A 26446-nucleotide genomic window follows, 5' to 3' on the forward strand; every position below is an offset into this window, starting at 1 on the left:
GAACAGTGAAAATTTTAGAAGAAATTAACATTCAAAATAAACCTAAAATGAAAAAGCCTGAACTTCTTGCACCAGCTGGAAATTTAGAAAAACTGAAAATCGCCGTACATTATGGTGCAGATGCTGTTTTTCTTGGAGGACAAGCTTATGGTTTAAGGTCAAATGCAGATAATTTTACATTAGCAGAAATAAAAGAAGGCGTAGAATTTGCTCAATGTTATGGTGCTAAAATTTATGTTACTACAAATATAATCGCTCATGATGAAAACATGGAAGGTTTAGATGACTATTTACGCGACTTAGCTTTAGTGGGTGTCACAGGGATTATTGTTGCAGATCCGCTAATTATTGAGACTTGTAAAAGTGTCGCGCCAGAGCTAGAAATTCATCTATCCACCCAACAATCTCTTTCGAATTATAAAGCAGTCCAATTTTGGAAAGAAGAAGGTTTAGACAGAGTTGTATTAGCGCGTGAAACGGGCGCAATGGAAATGAAAGAGATGAAAGAGAAAGTAGATATCGAGATTGAATCATTTATACATGGAGCTATGTGTATTGCTTATTCGGGGAGATGTACTTTAAGTAATCATATGACTGCAAGAGATTCAAACAGAGGTGGTTGTTGTCAAAGTTGTCGTTGGGATTATGATTTACTGCAAGTGGAATCTGATGGAGAACTAGATCTATATTATGGTGATGAGGAAGTCACACCATTTGCAATGAGCCCGAAAGACTTAAAGCTAATAGAATCTATTCCTAATATGATGGATATTGGCGTTGATTCTTTGAAAATAGAAGGACGCATGAAATCGATTCACTATATTGCTACCGTTGTTTCGGTATATAGAAAAGTGATTGATGCTTATGCAAACGATCCTGAAAATTTCAAAATTAAACCGGAATGGTTGGTTGAATTAGATAAATGTGCCAATAGAGATACAGCTTCTGCTTTTATAAAAGGTACTCCTGGTTATGAAGAGCAGATGTTTGGACACCAGAATAAGAAAAATTCAGCTTATGACTTCTGTGGATTAGTATTAGATTATGATGAGAAAACTAAGATTGCAACGATTCAACAACGAAATAAATTTGAACCTGGGCAAGAAATAGAATTTTTCGGCCCAGAAATTGAGACTTTTCGACAAGTTGTAGATACAATTTATGACGAAGAGGGTAATAAACTTGATGCTGCCCGTCACCCATTACAAATTGTGCAAATTAAAGTTAATCATCCAATTTATGCAAATAACATGATGAGAAAGGAAATTGGATAATGAAAAGTACAACAATAATCGGTATAGCTGGTGGGTCTGGATCAGGTAAAACATCAGTCACAAATGAAATTATGAAAAATTTAGAAGGCCATAGTGTTGCACTATTGGCTCAAGACTATTATTATAAAGACCAATCACATTTAACTTTTGATGAACGTTTAGAAACCAACTATGACCATCCTTTTGCTTTTGATAATGATTTATTAATTGAAAATTTAACTGACTTAAGAAATGGTAAACAAGTTGAAGTGCCAACATACGACTACACAAATCATACGAGAAGCGATGAAACGATTGCATTTGAGCCAAAAGATGTTATTATCGTAGAAGGTATATTTGCACTTGAAAACAAAACATTAAGAGATTTAATGGATGTAAAAATTTATGTCGATACAGATGCTGATTTACGTATATTAAGACGTCTTCTTCGAGATACTGAAGAAAGAGGACGTACAATGGATTCTGTAATCAATCAATATCTAAATGTAGTTCGACCAATGCATAATCAATTTATAGAACCTACAAAAAGGTACGCAGACATTATTATTCCAGAAGGTGGAAGTAATAAAGTAGCGATCGATATAATGACAACTAAGATTCAAACATTAGTAAGTAAACAATAGTATTTATATGTAAAGGAAGATGACATAATGGAAAATCAAAAACAATATCCAATGACTCAAGAAGGATTTGAAAAGTTAGAAAACGAACTTGAAGAATTAAAAACTGTAAAACGACCTGAAGTCGTTGAAAAAATTAAAGTTGCGCGTTCTTTCGGTGATTTATCAGAGAACTCAGAGTACGATGCAGCCAAAGATGAGCAAGGTTTTATTGAACAAGATATCCAACGAGTAGAACACATGTTACGTAATGCACTTATTATCGAAGATAACGGTGATAATAACCAAGTACAGTTAGGTAAAACAGTAACTTTTGTAGAATTACCAGGCGATGAAGAAGAAGAATATCAAATTGTAGGTTCTGCAGAATCTGATGCGTTTAAAGGAAAAATCTCTAATGAATCACCAATGGCAAAAAGTCTGATTGGTAAAAAATTAGATGATGAAGTACGCGTGCCGCTACCAAATGGTGGAGAAATCAACGTAAAAATTGTTAATATTAAATAATATAATTAAGTACCCCCTAACAAAGTTTTAAATGTTGGGGGGTACTTAAAATATATTGAAGTATTTCGAGCTATTTCAGTAAAATGATTTCAAATAAAATTTATATAATAATGATAAAAACCAGCTCTGTTGAATACTTGAATATTAAGGTTTTATGTATTTGTATTTATTATTATAGTTGATAATTATTTGCTATTAAACAAGAATTTAAAATAAGTGATATAATAGCAATGTTAATCTCATAATTAATTTTTTATTTAAAATTAATTGTAGAAAGCATAAAGGAGGCTACGTTTCTGGAGTATAAATTAATAAATGAGCAAGCAATAATGATTTACTTTGAAGCACAAATAGATCTAGATACTTTTAATAAAGTTCAACAAGTAGTAAACCATATTAAAAATCAAAAACACCCTGCAATTATAGATATAGTACCGAGTTATAGAGCAATTATGCTTAATATTGATATTACACAATATGATGTTCAACAAGTAGTTAAAGAACTTAAATTGGATCAATCAGACAATGAATTGGAAGCGCATACAAAGAGGGAAACTAAGCAAATCAATATCCCTGTACTTTACGGTGGAGCATATGGTCAAGATTTAAGTGAAGTTGCTTCATATAATAATTTATCAGAAGAAGAAGTTGTGCAATTACATACAGATAATACATATTTAATATACATGCTTGGATTTATGCCTGGTTTTCCATTTTTAGGAGGTTTGAATCCACAATTACATACTCCAAGAAGGCAGGAACCAAGAACAAGTATACCTTCTGGTTCAGTAGGTATTGCTAATAATCAAACTGGTTTATATCCAAAGGAATCACCGGGAGGATGGCAGATAATTGGTCGCACACCAATTCGAGTATTCGATATTAATCGTTCTCCAATGTGTTTATATAATTCGGGAGATACAATTAAGTTTTATTCAATTGATGAAGAAACATTTGAGCATATACAACAGTCACAACTACAAGATGATTTTGAAATTGCAAAGTGGGTGAATATATAGTATGAGTATTAAAATATTAACTCCTGGTTTATTTAGTACAGTTCAAGATTTAGGCAGAGTTGGTTATCAAGACCAAGGTTTTTCAACAGCTGGTGCACTAGATACTTATGCTTTAAGAATAGGTTATACATTAATAGGCAATGAAGGACCGGCCATTGAATTCACGATAATTGGGCCGACAATACAATTTCTAAACGATAATACATTTGTGTTAACAGGTGGGCATTTTGAAGCAACATTAAACGATCAAGCTATCTCTCATCAAACAGTTATTTTTGTTGAGAAGGGTGATGAATTAAAAATAGGTTCAGTTGTTGATGGGGCAAGAGGATATATATTGTTCGGGAACCCACTCGAAATACCAAAAGTAGCCAATAGTTATTCAACACATACTAGAAGTAAGATAGGTGGCTATCATGGCAGAGCATTAAAGTCTTCTGATGTAATCACATGTCAACAAAATAAAATGTACACAGAGCGGATAGGTTTGAGTTGTCCAGTTGATACGTTAAATCAAGAATTAATTCATATAATAGAAGGTCCTCAAATAGAGCGTTTTAGTGATGAAGCTAAACAAAAGTTAGTAAACGAAAACTTTGAAATTTCAGAAAAATCAGACCGTATGGGTTTTCGTTTACAAGGTGAAAATATTGCACCAATAGAATCTGCAGATATCATTTCTGAACCTTTAGCTTTGGGTAGTATACAAGTCCCGAATGATGGTAATCCAATTATTTTATTAAATGATAAACAAACAGTGGGTGGTTATACTAAAATTGCAACAGTGTGTGCTGCTGATTTACCGATTCTTGCACAGAAAAAACCTAATGAAACCATCAAGTTTGAATGGATAACGGTAGAAGCAGCTACAGAGAAATTAAAACAAAAAGAACAAGAATTTAATAAAAAACAAAAACAAGTATTAAAATCACCTATTTTTGATATATCTCAGCTGAGAATGACTTCAAATCGTATTAATAAATTGCTTAAAGGAGAATAATAATGAATTTAGAAAAAGTAGAACAATTAATTAAATTAGTTAAAACAAATGATGTTAAGAAATTCACATATAAAGATTTTGAACATGAAATATCCATAGATTTCACAGAAGGTGTAACTAATAATGTTGTTTCAAATCAACCATCGAATCAGTCAAGTGAATCATATTCAAATGATACATCTAATGATGAGTCAAATGAATCAAGTTACCAGACAGTCAAATCACCTATGGTCGGAACATTTTTCTTGCAAGATGAGAAAGAGTTAACTAATCCAATCATAAATATTGGTGACGAAATTAAAAAAGGAGATACGATTGGTTATATAGAGGCGATGAAAGTTTTAAATGAAGTGATAAGTGATGTTTCTGGCGTGGTTGACGAAATTCTTGTGGAACATGGATCTAATGTTGAATATAACCAACAAATTATAAAAGTGAAATAAGTTTTAAAAAAGGGGTGTTTGTATTGTATCGTTGTTTAATTGCAAACAGAGGTGAGATAGCAGTAAGAATTATTCGAGCATGTAGAGAACTTAATATTGAAACAGTTGCTATCTACGCTCTAGGTGACGAGAAAAGTTTGCATGTCAGTTTAGCGGATCAAGCAGTTTGCATTGGAGAAGCTAATCCATTAGAAAGTTATTTAAATCAAGATAGAATTATAAGCGCAGCTAAAATTACTGGCGCGAATGCGATTCATCCTGGTTATGGATTTTTATCAGAAAGTTCCTCTTTTGCACGAAAAGTGGAAGATAATGATATTTACTTTATAGGTCCTACGCAAAAAACAATGGAAATGATGGGGGACAAAATTACAGCGAGACAAACTGTCGATAACGCAGGGGTGCCTATTATTCCTGGGTCAACTAAAGCTGTAGAATCAATTGAAGAAGTGCAAAACATTGCACAAGAAATTGGCTATCCACTCGTATTGAAAGCTGCTAGTGGTGGTGGTGGTAAAGGAATTAGAATTGTTAAATCGGAAGATACGCTAACTAAATCTTTTAAAGAGGCAAGAAGTGAAGGAAAAAAATATTTCGATGATGATCGAATTTATGTAGAAGCCTTTATACCAGTTGCAAAACATGTTGAAGTTCAAGTGATAGGTGATGGAAACGAGAATTACATACATTTAGGGGAAAGAGATTGTTCAGTACAGAGGAAAAACCAAAAGTTAATTGAAGAATCACCGTGTGCAGCCATAACTGAGGAAATGAGAGAATCAATGTGTTCAGACGCAGTTAAGGTCGCAAAAGCTTCGAACTATAGAAGTGCTGGTACTATAGAATATTTAGTTACTAAAGATGCGTACTATTTCATTGAGATGAATGCACGAATTCAAGTAGAACATACTGTAACTGAAATGAGAGCAAATCGTGATTTATTACAAGCGCAACTTTATTTGATGCAACACGGGACATTACCATTTAATCAAGAAGATATTATTTTTGATGGTCATGTAATCGAAGCTAGAATTAATGCTGAAAACCCAGAAAAGCAATTTCAACCTTCGCCAGGTACTGTTCAAGCTTTACATTTACCCCAAGGATTTAATATTCGGGTAGATAGTTTGTTATATCATGGTTACACAGTTTCTCCTAATTATGATTCGTTAGTTGCTAAAGTAATTGTTAAATCATCGAACCGCCAATTAGCGATTAAAAAATTAAAAGTCGCGCTTGATGAAATGGTTATAGATGGGTTTACAACTACTGCTGATTTTCTATATGCTGTACTATCATATCCTTTATACGCAGAAGGGAATGCTGAAGAAGTAGATATCAAGTTTTTAGATAGGCATCAAATCATTAAGGAGGTAACATAATGAAAGTAGATTTAAATTGTGATTTAGGCGAAGCGTTTGGTAATTATTCTTTTGGTGGAGATAAAGATATTATACCGCTAATCACATCTGCAAATATTGCTTGTGGTTTTCATGCAGGTGATCAACATGTTATGAACCAAACGATAACACTCGCAAAAAAACATAACATTGGAATTGGTGCACACCCAGGTTTACCGGACTTGCAAGGATTTGGTCGTAGAAATATGGACATTACACCGAAAGAGATTTATGATATTGTAGTTTATCAACTAGGTTCGCTTTATGGATTTTGTAAAATACATGATGTTTCAATGAACCATGTAAAACCTCATGGTGCACTATATCAAATGGGGGCAAGAGATAAAGCTATTGCACAAGCTATTGCGCAAGCAGTTTATGACTTTGATAAATCACTGGTGTTTGTTGGACTTTCAAATACACTGCTTATATCTGAAGCTAAATCAGTAGGGCTAACAACTGCTTCAGAAGTTTTTGCTGACAGACGCTATGAAGATGATGGACAACTTGTAAGTAGAAAAGATGCTGATGCGCTTATTACAGATGCAAATGAAGCTATCGAACAGGTTATAAATATGGTAAAATCACAAAAAGTTATTACCAAAAATAACAATACAATAGATATAGAAGCTGATACTATTTGCGTACATGGGGACGGTGCGCATGCGCTTGAATTTGTATCGCAAATAAGAGAAAGATTGACGAAAGAAGGTATTTCTATTTCAAGGCTGGAGGGCTAAATTATGGGGGATAAATTAAAGTCAGATGAGCAAGAATTTAAGTTTACTAAGAATCATAAAAGACTACTATTAGGGTCAGTATTTTTAATGGCGACTTCCGCAATAGGGCCAGCATTTTTAACACAAACTGCTGTCTTTACTGCACAGTTTGCTTCAAGTTTTGCGTTTGCAATTTTGTTATCAATAATTATTGATATAGGTGCACAAATTAATATTTGGCGTGTGCTAGTTGTAACCGGAAAACGTGGACAAGAGATAGCTAATGAAATATTCAATGGACTAGGGACATTTATTTCAATTCTTATCGCAATAGGTGGCCTCGCATTTAATATTGGTAATATCGCTGGTGCTGGGCTGGGATTAAATGCCATATTTGGGTTAGATGTTAAAATTGGCGCAGCCATTACCGCCGTTTTGTCAATTGGCATTTTTATCAGTAAAGGCGGACAGAAAATTATGGATGTAGTTACAATGTTCTTAGGTGTATTAATGATTATTGTAGTAGCCTTTGTTATGTTTAAAGCTAATCCACCTTATGCTGAAGCGGCTAAGCATTTAGTAATGCCAGAACAACCGCTTGCACTAGTATTACCTATTATTACTTTAGTCGGCGGAACTGTTGGTGGTTACATCACTTTTGCAGGAGCACATAGAATATTAGACTCAGGTATTCAAGGTAAAGCATATTTACCATTTGTAAACAAAGCAGCCATCTCAGGTATTTTAACGACAGGTGTTTTAAGGACATTACTATTTTTAGCAGTGTTAGGTGTAGTAGTTACTGGCGTAACATTAAACTCAGAAAATCCACCAGCTTCTGTGTTTGAACATGTCTTAGGACCAATAGGACGTAATATCTTTGGTATTGTATTATTTGCTGCAGCTATGTCCTCAGTCATTGGTTCTGCGTATACGAGTGCTACGTTCTTAAAAACACTTCACAAATCAGTGTATAATAAAACAAATATTATAGTAATTATTTTTATTGTTATCTCAACTTTAGTTTTCTTATCACTTGGCAAGCCTGTAACATTATTAATTGTTGCAGGGGCGTTAAATGGTTTGATTTTGCCAATTACATTAGGTACAATATTGATTGCTAGTAAACGTAAATCTATTGTTGGAGATTATAAACACCCAACATGGATGCTGATTTTCGGTATTGTTGCAGTTGTTGTAACTATTGTCACTGGGGTGTTTTCACTACAAGGACTAACTGAATTATTTGGTAGTTAATAAATAATTTTATATACCCTGTAAGTAAAGTCGTTGACGGATACTTACAGGGTTTTAACTATTGAAAATATAATAATTAAATGTGATAGAAATAATTTAGATTAACAATCGAAATATATAATGAATTGAATATTTAAAGTTCAAATAAAAACATAGAACTAATATCGAGCTATTACGCTAAATGTGGTAGAATAACTAAGGCTAGGATTTTAAGACGAGGTGAATGAATGTGATTGGTATTATAGGTGCTATGGAAGAAGAAGTAGCAATCTTAAAAGATAAAATAGAAAAATTAGAAGAACTTAAAATTGCGCATGTAATTTTTTATAAAGGGAAATTACAAGGTAAAGACATAATTCTCACACAAAGTGGTATTGGTAAAGTGAATGTAGCGATTTCAACTACATTATTAATCAATCAATTTAAACCTGATCTAATCATTAATACAGGTTCTGCCGGTGCATTAGATAAAACATTAAATGTAGGAGACGTCGTCGTAAGTGATATGGTAGCCTATCATGATGCTGACGCACGAGCTTTTGGCTATCAACTAGGACAAATTCCACAAATGCCAGCACAATTTGTGGCAGATAAAGATTTAATACACAAAGCAACAGAAGCTATTGAGCAACAACAAATCAAAGCCCAAACAGGTTTGATTGTTAGTGGCGATAGTTTTATTGGGACAAGTGAACAACGAATGGTAATTAAAACAAACTTTCCACAAGCTATGGCAGCAGAAATGGAAGCTACTTCGATTGCACAAACTTGTTATCAATTTAACATGCCATTCATCATTACTCGAGCAATTTCGGATTTAGCAGATGGCGATGCTGGTATTACATTTGAAGCATTTTTAGAAAAAGCAGCAATATCTTCAAGTGAAATCGTGGAACGCTTAATTAAAACTATATAAAAAGGTGAAAATAAAATGGGTATGATAAAGCATTATTTTATGCCAAATGAATATGTTCAATCTATATTTCAAATAGATATTGAAAAACTTGCAGCATCTGGTGTTAAAGGTATAATTACAGATTTAGATAATACGCTCGTAGGTTGGGATGTAGCTGATCCTACAGAAGCTGTTAAACAGTGGTTTGAACAAGCGAAAGAAGCAGGCATCACAGTGACGATTGTTTCTAATAACAATAAACAACGTGTCGGAAGTTTTTCACAATCATTAAAAGTTGACTATATATTTAAAGCAAAAAAACCAAGAGGTAGAGCATTTAATCAAGCTTCAAAATTAATGAAATTGAAACCTTCTGAAATTGTAGTAATAGGGGATCAAATGCTAACAGATGTTTTTGGTGGTAATAGAAGAGGTCTATTTACAATTATGGTTGTCCCTGTTAAACAAACAGATGGTTTTATAACAAAGTTCAACCGGTTAATCGAGCGAAGATTGTTACAACATTTTAGAAAAAAAGGTTATATCACATGGGAGGAAAACTGATTGGCTGAAACTGAAATATTAAAATGTATTGGTTGTGGCGCTCCATTACAAGCTGAAGATCCAAATGCGCCGGGTTATGTACCAGAACATAATTTATACCGCGAGGATGTCATTTGTAAGAGATGCTTCAGATTGAAAAATTACAACGAAGTACAAGATGTAGGTCTAGAAAGTGAAGACTTCCTAAAATTACTTAATGGCTTAGCTAACAGAAGTGGAATTGTTGTCAATGTTGTTGATGTATTTGACTTTGAAGGTTCATTTATTAATGCAATTAAACGTATTGTAGGTAACAAAAAGATTATTTTAGTAGCCAATAAAATTGATTTATTGCCTAAACAAATTAATAAGCGTCGTGTGAAAGAATGGTTGAAAAAGACCGCAAGAAAATATGGCTTAGAAGCTGATGATGTGGTGCTTATTTCTGCTGAAAAAAATGATGGAATTGAAGAGTTGTTAAATTCAATCAATTTATTGAGAAATAATGAAGACGTATATATTGTAGGTACAACAAACGTCGGAAAATCAACACTTATTAACAAATTAATTGAACGCAGTGTTGGTGAAAAAGATGTAGTAACAACTTCAAGGTTTCCAGGTACGACATTAGATATGATTGATATTCCATTGGATGATACTTCTTTCATGTACGATACACCTGGGGTTATTCAAGAACATCAGATGACGCATTATGTCACTGAGAATGAACTTAAGACAATTATGCCGAAAAAGGAAGTTAAACAACGTATATATCAATTGAATGAAGGGCAAACTTTATTCTTTGGTGGTTTAGCACGAATTGATTATATAAGTGGTGGCAAACGCCCACTGGTTTGTTATTTTTCTAATGATTTAAATATTCATCGCACTAAAACTGAAAATGCAAACGAGTTATGGCGTAATCAGTTAGGTGATGTACTTGCACCACCAAATAACCCAGAACACTTTGACTTACAAAATGTTAAAGCGGTAAGGTTAGAAACTGGAAAAGAAAAACGCGACGTGATGATTTCTGGTTTAGGGTTTATTACAATTGATGAAGGTGCTAAAGTTATAATTCGCGTACCTAAAAATGTTGATGTAATATTAAGAAATTCAATAATGTAAGGGGGAATAAACATGAAATATGCGGTAATAGGTAATCCAATAGCACATTCATTATCCCCAATTATGCATAATGCAAATTTTGACGCGTTAAACATTCCATCATCTTATGAAGCAATTAACATACCGGAAGATCAATTTCATTTAATCAAAAAAATTATTGATGAAAAAGCACTTTCTGGATTTAATGTGACGATTCCTCATAAAGAAAATATTTTGCCATATTTAGATGAAATAGATGAGCAATCTAAAACAGTTGGTGCCGTGAATACGGTGAAAATCGTGAATGACAAGTGGATTGGTTACAACACAGATGGTATTGGGTATGTAACCGGGTTGAAACAAGTATATCCAGATTTGGAAAATGCCTATATATTAATTTTAGGTGCGGGCGGTGCAAGTAAAGGTATTGCAAATGAATTAGTTAAGCATGTACACTCTAAATTAACAATTGCCAATCGGACTTTGCAACGTTTTGAAAATTGGGATTTAGATGTGAACCAAATTACTTTAAAAGAAGCTGAAAAAGCACTAGATGAATTTGATATTGTGATCAATACAACACCTGCTGGTATGCATGAAAATAAGGAAGTAGTTATAAATTTAGATAATTTAGATTCGCGAACTTTAGTTAGTGATATTGTGTATGTACCTTTTAAAACGCCTATTTTAGAAATAGCAGAAGCGAAAGGAAATCCCATTCACAATGGTCTTGATATGTTTGTATATCAAGGCGCAGAAAGTTTTAAAATATGGACTAATGAACTACCTCAAATCCAAATTATGAAAGAGGCAGTTTTAAAGCATTTATAAAGGAGTTAATTATGTTAACAGGTAAGCAAAAAAGATTTTTACGTAGTAAAGCCCATAATGTCGACCCAACTTTTCAAATAGGTAAAGCCGGTATAAATGATAATATGGTAGATCAACTTCAAGATATTTTAGAAAATAGAGAATTAATTAAAATACATGTGTTACAAAATAATTTTGAAGATAAAAATGATTTAGCACAAACTTTAAGTGATGCAACACGTAGTGATATTGTGCAGGTAATCGGGTCTATGATTGTGTTGTATAAAGAATCTCAAGACAATAAGCAAATTCAATTACCATAATGTCAAAATCAATCGTAATATATGGTGGGCAGTTTAACCCGATTCACCTTGCCCACATGGTAGTGGCTAGTGAAGTTAATGATGTCATTAAACCGGATGTATTTTATTTTTTGCCAAGTTATATGTCACCTTTAAAGGTTCATGATGATTATTTAGCCGCAAATCATAGGGTAACAATGATTCATAATGTTATTAAAGAACTTGGATTCGGCGAAGTTTATCTAGACGAAATAGAGCGAAAGGGACAGAGCTATACATTTGATACTGTTCGTTCTATATTATCAGAAAACCCAAAGGCTGAAATATATTTGGTGATTGGCACAGACCAGTATAATCAACTAGATAAGTGGTATAAAATAGATGAATTGAAAACGCTTATCACTTTTGTAATTGTTAACAGAGAAAAGTCGCAACAAAGCGTTGATTCAGGGATGATATCAGTTACAATCCCACGTATTGATATTAGTTCAACATTAATTAGAGATAGAATAAAATCTAATAAGAACATTCAAGTTTTAGTTCCTCCAAGTGTTGAGCAATATATCCGAGAGGAAGGATTATATGAAAATTGACCAAGCAGTTGAAATCGTTAAAGGAAAATTGCCTGAAAAAAGGTTTAATCATTCATTAAGAGTAGCAGAAACAGCTGTGAAATTAGCAGATATTTATGATGGTGACAAAGATAAAGCAGAACTTGCAGGTATTTTACATGATTATTGTAAGTACGATGATTTAGGTTCAATGTATCAAATTGTTACTCAACATAATTTAGATCGTAATTTATTAAGTTACGGTTCTGAAATACTACATGGTCCAGTTTGCGCAATAATTATGAAAGAACACTACGACGTTGAGGATGAAGAGGTATTACTTGCCATTAAAAACCATACGACTGGCCGTGCTCAAATGACGAAAACCGAAAAACTTGTATTTATTGCTGATTATATAGAACCAGGCCGTCAGACCCCAGGCGTTGAAGAAATTAGAGATTTAGCATACAATCAAGGTAGCTTAGATAAAACAATATATGAAATATCTAAGCGAACAGTGTTGTATTTAATTAATAAAGATATTAATGTATATGACGCTACGATTGCATGTTTAAATTATTATAATTACAGTGACGAAAGAGTAAAGGATGATTAGATGAAATCAGATCAGTTATTAAAGCTAGCTGTCGAAGCAACAGAGAATAAAAAAGCAGAAGATATTATTTCATTAAAAATGAAAGGTATCAGCGATATGACAGATTATTTCGTAGTTTGTCACGGAAATAATGAAAAACAAGTTCAATCAATTGCACGCGCAGTTAAAGACGCAGCTAACGAAGCAGAAATTGAAGTTAAGCGTATGGAAGGCTTTAATGAAGCGAGATGGATTCTTATTGATTTGGCAAATGTAGTCGTACACATTTTTCACAAGGACGAAAGAGATTATTATAACATTGAAAAATTATATAGAGACGCGCCATTAGAATCACATAGACAGGTAGCGTATTAGTCATGTCTCAATACGAAGAAATGAGCTTGTTTTATGATCAGTTAACGCTTGATCAACCCTATGAATCTTGGTTAGAAATTGTAAATTATTTTGCAGAAAATAAAGGTTCTATCTTAGATATAGGATGTGGAACAGGCAATTTAACATCTTTGTTCAATGAATTTAAACAAGTGACTGGTATGGATCTTAGTATTGATATGCTTGCAATAGCAGCACAAAAATCAAATCATGTTAATTGGTTAGAAGGCGATATGACTGATTTTCAACTCAACAAATCATTTGATGTTATCACTATTTTTTGTGATTCATTAAATTATCTGCCAACGACAGAGGATGTTGTTGCTACTTTCAAACGTGTTTTCGAACATTTAGATGATAATGGTGTATTTATGTTTGATGTACACACAAGTTTTAAAATGGATACTTTATTTAACAATCAAAGCTATGTTGATGAATCGGAAGATATCTTTCTTGGATGGGAAGCTATTAAAGGCGAGGAACCATTAAGCGTATGGCATGATATGTCATTTTTCATTAAACAATCTGATAATCAATATAGTCGATTTGATGAATCACATTATCAGCGTACTTATTTAGAAACAGAGTACAATGACATGCTAACACAAGTAGGTTTTAAGCATATTCAGACATTTGTAGATTTTGAAATTGATAATCATGATGCTGAGGGACATCGCTTGTTCTTCATTGTAAAAAAATAAAAGTAAAATCACTCCTTTGTACGTGTATTGTATAAAGGAGTGATTTTTATGTTTTCACAATGGGAAAGATGGAAAGGAATTATTAGCAAAAATAAAATTTTATTTAGCGTTATTTCGATTGCTTCATTATTGGTAATCATTTATTTATGCAATATGTTCATTCATATGGATAATAATGAGTTAAATGAAGTTTCATCAATACCTATTAACAAGATAAATAAAGATGGTAATGAACTACAATCTGAAAAAGCTGAAGTTAATATGAACCGCAAAGAAAAACTACAGAAATCCGAAAATGAAGTTATTATTGTAGATATAAAAGGTGCGGTTAAACACCCTAATATTTATAAGATGAAACGTACAGATAGAGTTAAACAGCTGTTAGATAAAGCACAAGTTTTGGATAATGCAGATCTATCAACAATTAATCTTGCAGAAAAATTGTTAGATCAAAAAGTTATATATATTCCAAAAAAAGGAGAAATTGTAGCGGCAAATACCAACAGTTTACGTAATTCTAATGACCTTCGCCAAGGCCAAACGCTAGCTTTGAAAACTGAATTGAACGATAGCCAACAAGAGAAAATAAACTTAAATAGTGCTAGCGAAACTCAATTGCAAAGTGTTGATGGTATTGGCCCAACCAAGGCTAAAGCTATTATTGAATATAGAGAACAGCATGGAAACTTTGCATCAGTAGAGCAATTAAAAGAAGTTAAAGGCATAGGTACAAAGACGCTAGAAAGAATAAGTGATTTTTTTGTGGTTTAAGTTTTTGTTGCATTTTTAAATGATACAAATTAACCTATAATTAAATCGAAATTATATTTTAATCATAATACGGGGGGCTATCATCATGGATCGCATTAAATGGGAAGAATATTTTATGGCACAAAGTCATTTGTTGGCATTACGTTCTACATGTCAACGCTTGTCAGTAGGTGCTACTGTTGTAAAGGATAATAGAATTATAGCTGGAGGATATAATGGGTCTGTATCGGGTGAAGTTCATTGTATTGATGAAGGTTGTTTACTAGAAGATGGCCACTGTATACGTACGATACATGCTGAAATGAATGCATTATTGCAATGTGCCAAACAAGGAGTGTCAACTGACGGCGCAACAATTTATGTCACGCATTTTCCATGTTTAAATTGTACGAAATCAATTATACAAGCAGGGATTAAAACAATTTATTACGCTGAAGATTATCATAATCATGATTATGCGTTGAAACTATTAGATCAATCAGGTATCGAACATACGAAAATTCCTTTCAACCAAGAACATGTAGCACAATACTTAATGAATCAATAACTTTTTGATTTTTTATGCAATAGCATATTTAGTTGGTATTTTATGGCTACATGTCAAATTACTGTCGACGTTGATCTTTATAATCATAATATTAATCGCTGTAAGAAAACGGTTAAAATGGTTTCAAATACTATTTATTCTATTAATACCAGTATTGTCAACTTCTTATTTTCAGCACCATTTAAAAGTTACGATTGAACAACGAACTTTTTTAACGAAGCAAACCATACATACACAAGCTTATTTTACAAATAAGCCAGTTTTGAACAATCAAAAGTTAATAGGAAAAGTTAAAATAGGAAAACGTACATTTAAATATTATTATCGAATAAAAAGTAAAAACGTTGGTAAAATTCAAGCAAAAATTGTTCGACAAAAATGCTATATCGATACTACAATTCAGTCGTTGAACAATCACCCTTACAGCCAACTTTCACTTTTTATAAATAATATAGATTTAGATAGTTGTAGTAATTCCAAAATTACTTATTCAAATATATTAGCTTACCATAAGCAGTATGTATTAGATCGACTTAAACATTTTCAAATTAAATATCCGGGCAAAATTATAGCACTTATAAGTGGAGATACAACAGCAATTAGTGATGACGATATTGAGAAATATAAAGAAATTGGTATATACCATTTATTAGCCATTAGCGGAACGCATATAGGGGCGTTAGTAAGTATAATTTATTTTTTGTTGAAACCTATAAAATGTCCAATAGTTATCGTAAAATCAATAATTTGTGTTGTTTTACCATTGTATGTGTTTTATACAGATTTAGCGCCGAGTGCAATAAGAGCGGCCATGACTTGTCTCTTATTAATATTATTATCTAAATCACTTGCAAGAAATGCGCTTAATTTATTATCTGTAGCGTTCGTTTTGATGACTTCGTTTTATCCTCCTTTTGTTTATCATATAGGCTTTCAATTCTCTTTTCTCATTACATTTTTTATTTTGTTTGCTCTTCCAATATTAGAAAATGCTCATTGGGTTAAAAAAACCATATATATATCTTTAATTGCACAACTCGGCTCCTTTATAATAAGTGCGATTTATTTTAATCATATTCAATGGATTGGTATAATTAGTAATCTGTTTTTTGTACCTTTTTATACGTTTATTTTGTTTCCGTATGTTATTTTTATATTCCTCCTCATACATTTACCATTTGAACTAAGCTTCTTTATTAAGCTCCTAAATTTTTTGATGTCGATTCATGATCTAGTCATGGGTCTTTTTATACATGTGAATATTTATAAATGGTATATTCCTGAACTTAATGAACTATATACTACTTTAACTTTTATAACTGTTTTTATAGCACTAGTTTTGTTAGTTCACAAATATTATACCTGTTTCATCATAACCGTGAGTATTTTATATATCATTTCTACAATAATACCTCACGACAATTCTTATAAATTAACAATGTTAAATGTGAAGCAAGGTGATGCATTTCTATTCGAGACAAATAAACGCGAAAGCATACTTATTGATACTGGTGGAAAATTGATGCAGTCAGGCATAAAAGAAAATCACAATATTGCTAAATATCATATTATCCCTACATTAAAAAAGCACCGACTTAAAACTATAAATTATATTATTATTACACACCCTCATATTGATCATATGGGAGAATTAAGTTATTTAATAACTAAGTATAAGATAAATAATATAATCATAAATACAAGAAGTTTTGAGAAAAATAAACTAAAACTTTTAATCAAACAATGTGAAAGAAATCATGTAAAACTTATCGATTTTAAAAATATACAACGATTTAAACTAGGTAAGGCAAATATTTCTTTACTTGATTCAACTATTAATCATTCAGAGGATTTAAATGAGCAGTCTATTATTACCTATATTGAATATAATAAAATAAAAATGTTATTTATGGGAGATGCTACCATTAATAATGAACAATTGCTTTTACGCAAATATAAATTACCAAAGATAAATATATTAAAAGTAGGCCATCATGGCAGTAAAACAAGCACTAGTGATGAATTGTTACAAAAAATAAGACCAACTATTTGTCTAGTATCTGTAGGGAAGAAAAATCATTATCATCTGCCTAATCAAGAAATTATAGCCAAGTTAAAAAGATTGGGAGCACAAGTTTTTCAATCAAGTGAATATGGAGAGGTAACTATAAAATTGAAGTCAAAACTAACTATAAATACTGAGATAAATCAATGATTTTAAGTAGAGAGATCAATTGTACCATGCTATAATGATTAAATGTGTAATAGTGAAGAAAGGGTGCTAAAAATGAGCGATAAGATTATTACAATTTACGGTGAAGTACCTGAACTTATTGAAAAGAAGTCAGCTGATATCATTGCCCGTTACTTAAATGCCCCTAAAGATGATTTTAATTTTGTTAAATATAATTTATATGAAAGTGATTTATCTCCTATAATTGAAGAAACATTAACCTTACCATTTTTTTCTGACAAAAAAGCAGTATTAGTTCAAAATGCATATGTGTTTACAGGCGAAAAAGCGCCAAAAGACTTAAATCATAATACTGATCAACTTATTGAATTTATTGAAAAATATGATGGTGAAACATTAATAATATTTGAAGTCTATCAATCAAAGTTAGATGAAAGAAAAAAGTTAGTTAAAACTTTGAAGAAACATGCCAATTTAATCAAGATTGAACAAATGACTGAAGATGAAATTAAAAAGTGGATAAAAAATGAACTTCACGAAAATTACAAAGATATAAAACAAGATGCGTTAGACTTATTTTTAGAACTTACGGGTATTAATTTTAATATTGTAAAACAAGAGCTTGAAAAAGTAATACTATTTTTAGGCGATAGGGCTACGATAAATAAGCAAGATGTTCATCAAATTGTTAATAGAAGTTTAGAACAAAATGTCTTTTTATTAACTGATTATATTCAGAAAAATAAAAAATCTCAAGCTATACAATTGGTGAAAGACTTGATAGCAATGAAGGAAGAACCCATTAAATTATTAGCATTAATTACAAGTAATTATCGCTTGTTTTATCAATGTAAAATTTTAGGGCAAAAAGGCTACAGCGGCCAACAAATAGCTAAAACAATCAATGTACATCCATACCGAGTTAAACTAGCTTTGAACCAAGCAAGAAATTATCAATTAGAGAAGTTATTAAACATTATTGATACATGTGCAGAAACGGATTATAAATTGAAGTCCTCATATCTGGATAAACAATTAATTTTAGAACTTTTTATTTTGTCACTCTGATCATATAGGATTAATTATGCTTATTTTTAATTAATTGAAGACTGTTGTTCATATTGTTGTAAATGGTAGCAGCGAATTGTTTTAAATTTAGCTTTAGTTAAAGATTAAGAGTATATATAGGATTTGACTGCTGATGATATCTTTTGTTTTGTCAGTAGTTTTTTGCTTATTACTTTGGCAAGTTAAAAATAGGAAGTAATATTCTCAATATGGGAGAGATAAGTTTGAAGTGTTATTTAGAAGAATAACTCTAAAAATCAGCTCACAATAAATTTTAAAAACAACAAAAAACAAACCAAATGCTAAAAGCATTTGGTTTGTTTGATTAGTAGATTCGAGCAGTTGCTTGAATCTGTTTATTATTTAGCAGCTGTCATCAATGAAGACTTGATACGAGCAGCTTTGTTAGTGTGGATTAAGTTGCGTTGAGCAGCTTTATCTACTTTTTTCAAAGCAAAACTCACTAAGTCAGCTTTGTTATCAGCACCAGCTTCTATAGCTGAATGAGCTCTTTTAACTGCTGTACGCATTTCATTTTTTTGAGAAATATTACGAGCTTCAGCAGTGTGTGTTGTGTTAACACGTTTAATTGCAGATTTAATGTTTGGCATGTGTGTCACCTCCTAAAAGTGATCTTCGCTATCAAAGTTAATTTGATTACAACAAGAAATATTTTATCAAAACAAGCAACTTTCTGCAATCATTTATTTATCTAAGGCGCGTAAAATAGATATAAATGATACAATATACTATAGAAAGATAAGAAAGCAACACAAAAATTCAATTTAATTTCGCTTAAGAATGTTATGAATAAATAAGTATTACTGTTAAAATGCTTTGCAAGTTTGCAATTAACTATTAAAAACGTTATTATATCAAAGAATGTCATACATATTACGGGCTAGAATTATGAAAGTGAGAAGGATAATACATGGATAAACAAGAACGCTATAATCGACGTAAAAATATTAGAAACTTTTCTATTATTGCACATATAGACCATGGTAAATCTACGTTAGCTGATAGGATTTTAGAAAATACAAAATCAGTTGAAACTAGAGAGATGCAATCTCAATTATTGGATTCTATGGATTTAGAAAGAGAACGCGGTATAACTATTAAATTAAATGCAGTACGCTTGAAATATGATGCTAAAGACGGTGAAACATATACGTTTCACTTAATCGACACACCAGGACATGTCGATTTTACTTATGAAGTGTCTAGATCACTTGCAGCATGTGAAGGTGCGATATTAGTTGTGGATGCAGCACAAGGCATAGAGGCACAAACTTTAGCGAATGTGTACTTGGCACTTGATAATGATTTAGAATTATTACCAGTTGTCAATAAAATAGATTTACCAGCAGCAGAACCTGAACGAGTAAAACAAGAATTAGAAGATGTTATCGGTATCGATAAAGATGATGTCGTACTAGCAAGTGCAAAATCAAATATTGGTATTGAAGACATTTTGGAAAAAATCGTTGAAGTTGTGCCACCTCCAGAAGGAGATCCAGAAGAACCTTTAAAAGCACTTATATTCGATTCAGAATATGACCCATATAGAGGAGTTATATCTTCTATTAGGGTGGTGGAAGGTATTGTAAAAGCAGGAGACCGTATTAAGATGATGGCTACTGGTAAAGAATTCGAAGTTACTGAAGTGGGTATCAATACACCGAAACAATTGCAAGTTGACGAATTGACTGTCGGTGATGTAGGTTATATTATCGCCAGCATTAAGAATGTAGATGATTCACGTGTAGGGGATACCATCACTCACGCAAATAGACCTGCAGCTCAACCTTTACAAGGTTACAAAAAAATGAACCCAATGGTCTTCTGTGGCCTGTTCCCAATAGATAACAAAGATTATAATGATTTAAGAGAAGCATTAGAAAAATTACAGTTAAATGATGCCTCATTAGAATTTGAACCAGAATCATCACAAGCTTTAGGATTTGGTTATCGTACAGGTTTTTTAGGTATGCTACATATGGAGATTATCCAAGAGCGTATTGAACGTGAATTTGGAATAGAACTTATTGCTACAGCACCTTCAGTAATATATGAATGTATCTTAAAGACGGGTGATGAAGTAACGGTAGATAATCCTGCAAACATGCCTGATAGAGATAAGATAGAAACAATATATGAGCCATTTGTGCGCGCGACTATGATGGTGCCAAATGACTACGTAGGTGCAGTCATGGAACTATGCCAACGTAAACGTGGTCAGTTTATAAATATGGAATATATGGATGATATCCGTGTGAATATCATTTATGAAATTCCATTATCAGAGGTAGTGTTTGACTTCTTTGATCAGCTAAAATCTAATACTAAAGGCTACGCTTCATTCGATTATGAATTTATCGATAATAAAGAAAGTGATCTAGTGAAGATGGATATCTTGTTAAATGGCGAGAAAGTTGATGCTCTAAGCTTTATCGTGCATAAAGAATTTGCATACGATCGTGGGAAAGCCTTAGTTGAGAAACTTAAAACGCTGATACCTAGACAACAGTTCGAAGTTCCTGTACAAGCAGCCGTAGGACAAAAAATCGTAGCAAGAACGAATATTAAATCAATGGGTAAAAATGTTTTGTCAAAATGTTATGGTGGCGACATTACTCGTAAGAGAAAACTTTTAGAGAAACAAAAAGCTGGTAAAGCTAAAATGAAAGCAGTAGGTAATGTAGAAATCCCTCAAGATGCTTTCTTAGCTGTACTTAAGATGGACGAAGATTAATATAAATTAAAAATTGGGGCCTTAAATCCAAAAGATTTATGGCCCAGTTTTTTGTGATTATTTTAAGTCTTCAATAAACGAAAGAAGGTGCACGCAATATGGAAGTGAAAAGTGCATATATCCATATTCCATTTTGTGTAAGAATATGTACATATTGCGATTTCAATAAATATTTTATACACAATCAACCGGTGGATGAATATTTAGATTGCTTAATTAAAGAGATGTGCGATAGCGAGGTTAGAGTTTTAGAAACTGTATTTGTAGGTGGTGGAACACCGACAGCCTTAAGTTATAAGCAACTCAAGCGGTTACTAATTGCAATTACTGATATATTCGAAATTAAAGGCGAATTTAGTTTTGAAGCTAATCCAGATGAATTAACACTTGAAAAAGTTCAATTATTAAAAGATTTTGGTGTTAACAGACTATCTATGGGTGTCCAAACATTTAAACCTGAACTATTAGAAATATTAGGTAGAACGCATCATACTACTGATATATATCAAGCTGTTACTAATGCGCGTGCGGTAGGCATTCCCTCTATAAGTTTAGATTTGATGTACCATTTACCACAACAAACGTTAGAGGATTTTAAGGATAGTTTAGAAAAGGCATTGGCCATGGATATTGATCACATTTCAAGTTATGGGCTTATATTGGAACCTAAAACACAATTTTATAATATGTATAAAAAAGGTAAGTTGAAAATTCCTAATGAAGATATTGGTGAAGAAATGTATGAATATCTAATTGAGAGAATGAACAAGTCTGATTTACATCAATATGAAATTTCAAATTTTGGGAAAATAGGCCATGAATCAGAACATAATAAAGTTTATTGGAAAAATGAAGGGTATTATGGTTTTGGTGCAGGTGCAAGTGGCTATGTGAATGGTGAACGTTACAGTAATGTTAATCCTGTAAATCACTATATAAAAAAAATAAAGAACAATGAAAGACCTATATTACAATCAACTTCCCCAACAAAAACAGAACAAATGGAAGAAGAAATGTTCTTAGGTTTGAGAATGAATAAAGGTGTAAGTAAAAGTAGGTTTTTTGAAAAATTTGATCAAACAGTTGAGCAAGTTTATGAGCAAGCGCTTAAAGATTTAATTCAAAAAGAGCTTATCGTTGAACAAGATGACTATATTTCTATGACTGATCGTGGAAAAGTTGTTGGAAACTTAGTATTTGAAGCGTTTTTACTTAATGTATAAAAATTTATAAAAATCCAGTGCTTTAACATTGACTTACTTTGACCAATTTGATAAATTATAATTAGCACTTGAAACAAAAGAGTGCTAATGAGGTGAAAACATGATTAGTGATAGACAATTAAGCATACTAAATGCAATTGTTGAAGATTATGTTGATTTAGGTCAGCCAATTGGTTCAAAAACACTGATTGAACGGCATAAATTGAATGTTAGTCCTGCTACTATTAGGAATGAGATGAAGCAATTAGAGCTTCTCGAACTAATAGAGAAGACGCATACGTCGTCAGGGCGATATCCTTCAGAATCAGGTATCAGATATTATGTGAATCAATTATTACAGGAAACATCTCATCAACAACAAACAAAAATTCAACGTTTAAGAGATTTATTAGTTGAAAATCATTATGATATTGCGACTTCACTCAGTGATTTTGCAAATGAACTTTCAAATCAATCTCAATATACAACGTTGGTAATGCGTCCAAATCATAAAAAAGATATTATTAACAACATTCATTTGTTTAGAGCAAATGCTTATTTGGTTATAATGGTCGTTGTATTCTCATCAGGTCATGTTGAAAACTTACATTTAGCATCTCAAGTTCCATTATCAAATAATGAACTTACAAACATTTCTAATTTTGTTACAGCTAAATATAATGAGTGGAATAATCACCATTTCGAAAATGATTTAAATGCTTTTGTGAAATCAGATATTGAGAAGGATTTTATAAAAGACATGCTGAATACAATAGATATTCATTTTGATAATCAAAGTAATGGCATTTTTATGGGCGGAAAGGTTAAACTCATAGATGCGTTGAATGAAACGAACGTATCATCAATTCAACCGATTCTACAATATATAGAATCAAATAAAATCACTCAATTACTTGATGAAATGTCTAATTCAGCTATTAATGTCAAAATTGGTCATGAAATCGAATCAAGTTTAAGTGATATTTCAATCGTAACAAGTGAATATCACATTGATGATAGACTTAAAGGTCAAATTGCGGTTATCGGACCAACGGCAATGAATTATCAGAACGTAATCAGATTACTAAATACGATTTGGTAATTAACAATTGTATTGGAGGGCAGACAATGACAGAAAAAAATGAATCAGTTTTCGACCAAAATGAAGATGTAAATGAACAAACATCAGAAGAAAACACGGTTGAAAGTACTGATGAAACTACAGAAACATCAAAAGATAATCTGCAGGAGGACGATTCACAAAATATCTCAGAAGACGTAGATCCTAAAGATGAAGAAATTCAACAATTGAAAAAAGATGTTCAAGAAAATGAAGAAAAATATTTGAGATTATACGCTGAATTTGAAAACTATAAGCGTAGAATTCAAAAAGAAAACCAAACAATGAAAGAGTATAAAGCGCAAGACGTTTTAAATGATATCTTACCAACAATAGATAACATTGAACGTGCTTTACAAATTGATGGCGAAGATGAACAGTTTAAATCACTTAAAAAAGGTGTAGAAATGGTTCATGAAAGCTTATTAAATGCATTGAAAAATAATGGTTTAGAAAGAATTGAAACTGAAGGCCAACAATTTGACCCTAACTTTCACCAAGCAGTAGTTCAAGATGATAACCCTGATTTTGAATCAGGACAAATTACTCAAGAGCTACAAACTGGATATAAGTTGAAAGAAAGAATTTTAAGACCTTCAATGGTTAAAGTAAATCAATAAATTATTTTATTGTTGAAAACACCAAATTTTCAAACATAACAGGAGGAATTTATTTATGAGTAAAGTAATAGGTATTGACTTAGGTACAACAAATTCATGTATTGCAGTATTAGAAGGCGATGAGCCAAAAGTAATTCAAAATCCTGAAGGTGCTAGAACAACACCATCTGTAGTTGCATTTAAAAATGATGAAACTCAAGTAGGTGAAGTTGCTAAGCGTCAAGCAATCACTAACCCTAATACGATTCAATCTATCAAACGTCATATGGGTACAGATTACAAAGTAGACGTTGAAGGTAAATCATATACACCACAAGAAATTTCAGCAATGGTATTACAAAACCTTAAAAGTACAGCAGAAGATTATTTAGGCGAAAGCGTAGATAAAGCGGTTATCACAGTTCCTGCATATTTCAATGACAGTGAACGTCAAGCTACTAAAGACGCTGGTAAAATTGCTGGTCTAGAAGTTGAACGTATTATTAACGAACCAACTGCAGCTGCATTAGCTTACGGTTTAGATAAAACAGAACAAGACCAAAAAGTACTTGTATTTGACCTAGGTGGCGGTACTTTTGACGTTTCAATCCTTGAATTAGGTGACGGCGTATTTGAAGTACTTTCAACAGCAGGTGACAATAAACTTGGTGGGGATGACTTCGACCAAGTAATTATCGATCACTTAGTTGCAGAGTTTAAAAAAGAAAATGGCGTTGACTTATCAAAAGATAAAATGGCTTTACAACGTCTTAAAGACGCTGCTGAAAAAGCTAAAAAAGACTTATCTGGTGTTTCTCAAACACAAATTTCATTACCATTTATTTCTGCTGGGGAAAACGGCCCATTACACTTAGAACTTACTTTAACTCGTTCTAAATTTGAAGAATTAGCAGATTCATTAATCAGAAGAACTATGGAACCAACTCGTCAAGCAATGAAAGACGCTGGTTTATCTAGCTCTGATATCGACGAAGTTATCTTAGTTGGTGGTTCTACAAGAATACCGGCAGTACAAGACGCAGTGAAAAAAGAAGTAGGTAAAGACCCTCATAAAGGTGTTAACCCTGATGAAGTAGTAGCAATGGGTGCTGCAATTCAAGGTGGCGTAATCACAGGTGATGTTAAAGATGTAGTATTATTAGACGTTACTCCATTATCTTTAGGTATCGAGATTATGGGTGGACGTATGAACACATTAATCGAAAGAAATACTACAATTCCAACATCAAAATCACAAGTATACTCTACAGCTGCAGATAATCAACCAGCAGTTGATATCCATGTATTACAAGGTGAACGTCCAATGGCAGCGGATAATAAAACACTTGGTAGATTCCAATTAACAGATATCCCAGCAGCACCTCGTGGCGTACCACAAATCGAAGTTACATTTGATATCGATAAAAATGGTATTGTAAATGTTACTGCAAAAGACTTAGGCACTAACAAAGAACAAAATATTACAATTCAATCAAGCTCAGCACTTTCAGATGATGAAATCGATCGCATGGTTAAAGATGCAGAAGAAAATGCTGAAGCAGATAAAAAACGTCGTGAAGAGAGTGACTTAAGAAACGAAGCAGATAGCTTAGTATTCCAAGTTGAAAAAACAATCACTGATTTAGGTGAAAACATCAGCGAAGAAGATAAGACAAATGCTGAAGATAAAAAAGAAGCATTAAAATCTGCGCTTGAAGGCGAAGATACAGAAGATATCAAAGCTAAAAAAGAAGAATTAGAACAAGTTGTTCAAGACTTATCAACTAAAGTTTACGAACAAGCTGCACAAGCTCAACAACAAGCTCAAGGTGAAGATGCTAATGCTTCTCAAGACAGCAATGTTGAAGATGCAGATTTTACAGAAGTTAAAGATGACGACAACGAAGATAAGCAAAAATAAGTGTAGTCATGGACTAAATAATTGTTATTGATAGAAATATATGACACAATTGCTTAGCCAAATTAAGTCAAAGTCAATTGAACATTGGCTTTGACTTTTTCCTTTTTTATAAAAGATTTAATAAAACCGTAAA

General features: G+C 32.3%; 28 protein-coding genes. 27 read left to right on the plus strand and 1 reads right to left on the minus strand.

The window, feature by feature from the left end; genetic code table 11:
* Nucleotides 1–5 precede the first annotated feature (5 nt).
* The 22 genes from J5E45_RS01155 (at nt 6) to holA (ending at nt 18716) form a co-directional block, all read left to right on the plus strand.
* Nucleotides 6–1274 carry a peptidase U32 family protein gene (locus J5E45_RS01155; protein WP_069792178.1) on the plus strand — a complete coding sequence of 423 codons (1269 nt, stop codon included), beginning with the start codon at nt 6–8 and terminating at the stop codon, nt 1272–1274.
* Nucleotides 1274–1897, plus strand: a complete 624-nt coding sequence (gene udk / locus J5E45_RS01160; RefSeq protein WP_039068289.1) for a uridine kinase — start codon at nt 1274–1276, stop codon at nt 1895–1897. The genes J5E45_RS01155 and udk overlap by 1 nt, the downstream gene beginning before the upstream one ends.
* Before the next feature lie 27 nt (nt 1898–1924).
* Nucleotides 1925–2401, plus strand: a complete 477-nt coding sequence (gene greA / locus J5E45_RS01165; RefSeq protein WP_017724640.1) for a transcription elongation factor GreA — start codon at nt 1925–1927, stop codon at nt 2399–2401.
* Nucleotides 2402–2697: 296 nt separating this feature from the next.
* Nucleotides 2698–3420: a 5-oxoprolinase subunit PxpB gene (pxpB, locus tag J5E45_RS01170; RefSeq protein ID WP_080750291.1), complete on the plus strand. Its 723-nt coding sequence runs from the start codon at nt 2698–2700 to the stop codon at nt 3418–3420.
* Between the two features lies 1 nt (nt 3421).
* On the plus strand, nt 3422–4420 hold the full coding sequence (locus J5E45_RS01175; RefSeq protein WP_101049485.1) for a 5-oxoprolinase subunit C family protein: 999 nt from the start codon (nt 3422–3424) through the stop codon (nt 4418–4420).
* A gap of 2 nt (nt 4421–4422) precedes the next feature.
* On the plus strand, nt 4423–4863 hold the full coding sequence (locus tag J5E45_RS01180; RefSeq protein ID WP_069792176.1) for an acetyl-CoA carboxylase biotin carboxyl carrier protein: 441 nt from the start codon (nt 4423–4425) through the stop codon (nt 4861–4863).
* Between the two features lie 23 nt (nt 4864–4886).
* Entirely contained in the window at nt 4887–6245 is a 1359-nt protein-coding gene (locus J5E45_RS01185) for an acetyl-CoA carboxylase biotin carboxylase subunit (RefSeq protein ID WP_039068285.1), read from the plus strand.
* Nucleotides 6245–7003 carry a 5-oxoprolinase subunit PxpA gene (gene pxpA, locus J5E45_RS01190; protein ID WP_208181475.1) on the plus strand — a complete coding sequence of 253 codons (759 nt, stop codon included), beginning with the start codon at nt 6245–6247 and terminating at the stop codon, nt 7001–7003. The genes J5E45_RS01185 and pxpA overlap by 1 nt, the downstream gene beginning before the upstream one ends.
* Before the next feature lie 3 nt (nt 7004–7006).
* Nucleotides 7007–8239, plus strand: coding sequence for an NRAMP family divalent metal transporter (locus J5E45_RS01195; protein WP_069792174.1), 1233 nt, complete (start codon nt 7007–7009; stop codon nt 8237–8239).
* Nucleotides 8240–8468: 229 nt separating this feature from the next.
* Nucleotides 8469–9155 carry a 5'-methylthioadenosine/S-adenosylhomocysteine nucleosidase gene (gene mtnN / locus J5E45_RS01200; protein WP_069792173.1) on the plus strand — a complete coding sequence of 229 codons (687 nt, stop codon included), beginning with the start codon at nt 8469–8471 and terminating at the stop codon, nt 9153–9155.
* A 15-nt stretch (nt 9156–9170) separates the two neighbouring features.
* A complete protein-coding gene (locus J5E45_RS01205) occupies nt 9171–9698 on the plus strand; it encodes a YqeG family HAD IIIA-type phosphatase (RefSeq protein WP_069792172.1) in 528 nt (175 codons plus the stop codon).
* Nucleotides 9699–10805: a ribosome biogenesis GTPase YqeH gene (gene yqeH, locus J5E45_RS01210; RefSeq protein WP_069792171.1), complete on the plus strand. Its 1107-nt coding sequence runs from the start codon at nt 9699–9701 to the stop codon at nt 10803–10805. It begins immediately after the preceding gene.
* A 12-nt stretch (nt 10806–10817) separates the two neighbouring features.
* Nucleotides 10818–11615, plus strand: a complete 798-nt coding sequence (gene aroE, locus J5E45_RS01215) for a shikimate dehydrogenase (RefSeq protein WP_069792170.1) — start codon at nt 10818–10820, stop codon at nt 11613–11615.
* An 11-nt stretch (nt 11616–11626) separates the two neighbouring features.
* The gene (gene yhbY, locus J5E45_RS01220) at nt 11627–11917 is read left to right on the plus strand and encodes a ribosome assembly RNA-binding protein YhbY (RefSeq protein ID WP_039069611.1); all 291 of its coding nucleotides are present in this window, start codon (nt 11627–11629) and stop codon (nt 11915–11917) included.
* Nucleotides 11917–12489 carry a nicotinate (nicotinamide) nucleotide adenylyltransferase gene (gene nadD / locus J5E45_RS01225; protein WP_039069610.1) on the plus strand — a complete coding sequence of 191 codons (573 nt, stop codon included), beginning with the start codon at nt 11917–11919 and terminating at the stop codon, nt 12487–12489. Before yhbY ends, nadD begins: the two co-directional genes overlap by 1 nt.
* Nucleotides 12479–13063 (plus strand): bis(5'-nucleosyl)-tetraphosphatase (symmetrical) YqeK, encoded by a 585-nt coding sequence (gene yqeK, locus J5E45_RS01230; RefSeq protein WP_101049476.1) that lies wholly within the window; start codon nt 12479–12481, stop codon nt 13061–13063. Before nadD ends, yqeK begins: the two co-directional genes overlap by 11 nt.
* Nucleotides 13064–13417, plus strand: a complete 354-nt coding sequence (rsfS, locus tag J5E45_RS01235) for a ribosome silencing factor (RefSeq protein ID WP_039069608.1) — start codon at nt 13064–13066, stop codon at nt 13415–13417. It begins immediately after the preceding gene.
* 2 nt (nt 13418–13419) lie between these two features.
* Nucleotides 13420–14136 (plus strand): class I SAM-dependent DNA methyltransferase, encoded by a 717-nt coding sequence (locus J5E45_RS01240; RefSeq protein WP_107549095.1) that lies wholly within the window; start codon nt 13420–13422, stop codon nt 14134–14136.
* Nucleotides 14137–14184: 48 nt separating this feature from the next.
* Nucleotides 14185–14907 carry a helix-hairpin-helix domain-containing protein gene (locus tag J5E45_RS01245; RefSeq protein WP_237282753.1) on the plus strand — a complete coding sequence of 241 codons (723 nt, stop codon included), beginning with the start codon at nt 14185–14187 and terminating at the stop codon, nt 14905–14907.
* Nucleotides 14908–14992: 85 nt separating this feature from the next.
* Nucleotides 14993–15454, plus strand: a complete 462-nt coding sequence (locus tag J5E45_RS01250) for a ComE operon protein 2 (protein ID WP_017724623.1) — start codon at nt 14993–14995, stop codon at nt 15452–15454.
* 154 nt (nt 15455–15608) lie between these two features.
* Complete coding sequence (locus tag J5E45_RS01255; RefSeq protein WP_232785865.1) at nt 15609–17669, plus strand: DNA internalization-related competence protein ComEC/Rec2; 2061 nt, start codon at nt 15609–15611, stop codon at nt 17667–17669.
* 72 nt (nt 17670–17741) lie between these two features.
* Nucleotides 17742–18716, plus strand: coding sequence for a DNA polymerase III subunit delta (gene holA / locus J5E45_RS01260; RefSeq protein WP_208181476.1), 975 nt, complete (start codon nt 17742–17744; stop codon nt 18714–18716).
* Nucleotides 18717–19075: 359 nt separating this feature from the next.
* On the opposite strand, the gene rpsT is transcribed toward holA, so the two are convergent.
* Nucleotides 19076–19327, minus strand: coding sequence for a 30S ribosomal protein S20 (gene rpsT / locus J5E45_RS01265; RefSeq protein ID WP_017724620.1), 252 nt, complete (start codon nt 19325–19327; stop codon nt 19076–19078).
* A gap of 320 nt (nt 19328–19647) precedes the next feature.
* Between rpsT and lepA the strand changes: the two genes are divergently transcribed.
* From lepA to dnaK, 5 genes are all read left to right on the plus strand, one after another.
* Complete coding sequence (gene lepA / locus J5E45_RS01270) at nt 19648–21471, plus strand: translation elongation factor 4 (protein ID WP_107548912.1); 1824 nt, start codon at nt 19648–19650, stop codon at nt 21469–21471.
* A gap of 98 nt (nt 21472–21569) precedes the next feature.
* Entirely contained in the window at nt 21570–22694 is a 1125-nt protein-coding gene (hemW, locus tag J5E45_RS01275; RefSeq protein WP_101093747.1) for a radical SAM family heme chaperone HemW, read from the plus strand.
* Nucleotides 22695–22794: 100 nt separating this feature from the next.
* On the plus strand, nt 22795–23775 hold the full coding sequence (gene hrcA, locus J5E45_RS01280) for a heat-inducible transcriptional repressor HrcA (RefSeq protein ID WP_039069601.1): 981 nt from the start codon (nt 22795–22797) through the stop codon (nt 23773–23775).
* A 26-nt stretch (nt 23776–23801) separates the two neighbouring features.
* Nucleotides 23802–24413 carry a nucleotide exchange factor GrpE gene (grpE, locus tag J5E45_RS01285; protein WP_208181477.1) on the plus strand — a complete coding sequence of 204 codons (612 nt, stop codon included), beginning with the start codon at nt 23802–23804 and terminating at the stop codon, nt 24411–24413.
* A gap of 55 nt (nt 24414–24468) precedes the next feature.
* Entirely contained in the window at nt 24469–26313 is a 1845-nt protein-coding gene (dnaK, locus tag J5E45_RS01290) for a molecular chaperone DnaK (RefSeq protein WP_039069599.1), read from the plus strand.
* Nucleotides 26314–26446 lie beyond the last annotated feature (133 nt).

This window comes from Staphylococcus shinii (assembly GCF_017583065.1).
Lineage (GTDB): Bacteria > Bacillota > Bacilli > Staphylococcales > Staphylococcaceae > Staphylococcus > Staphylococcus shinii.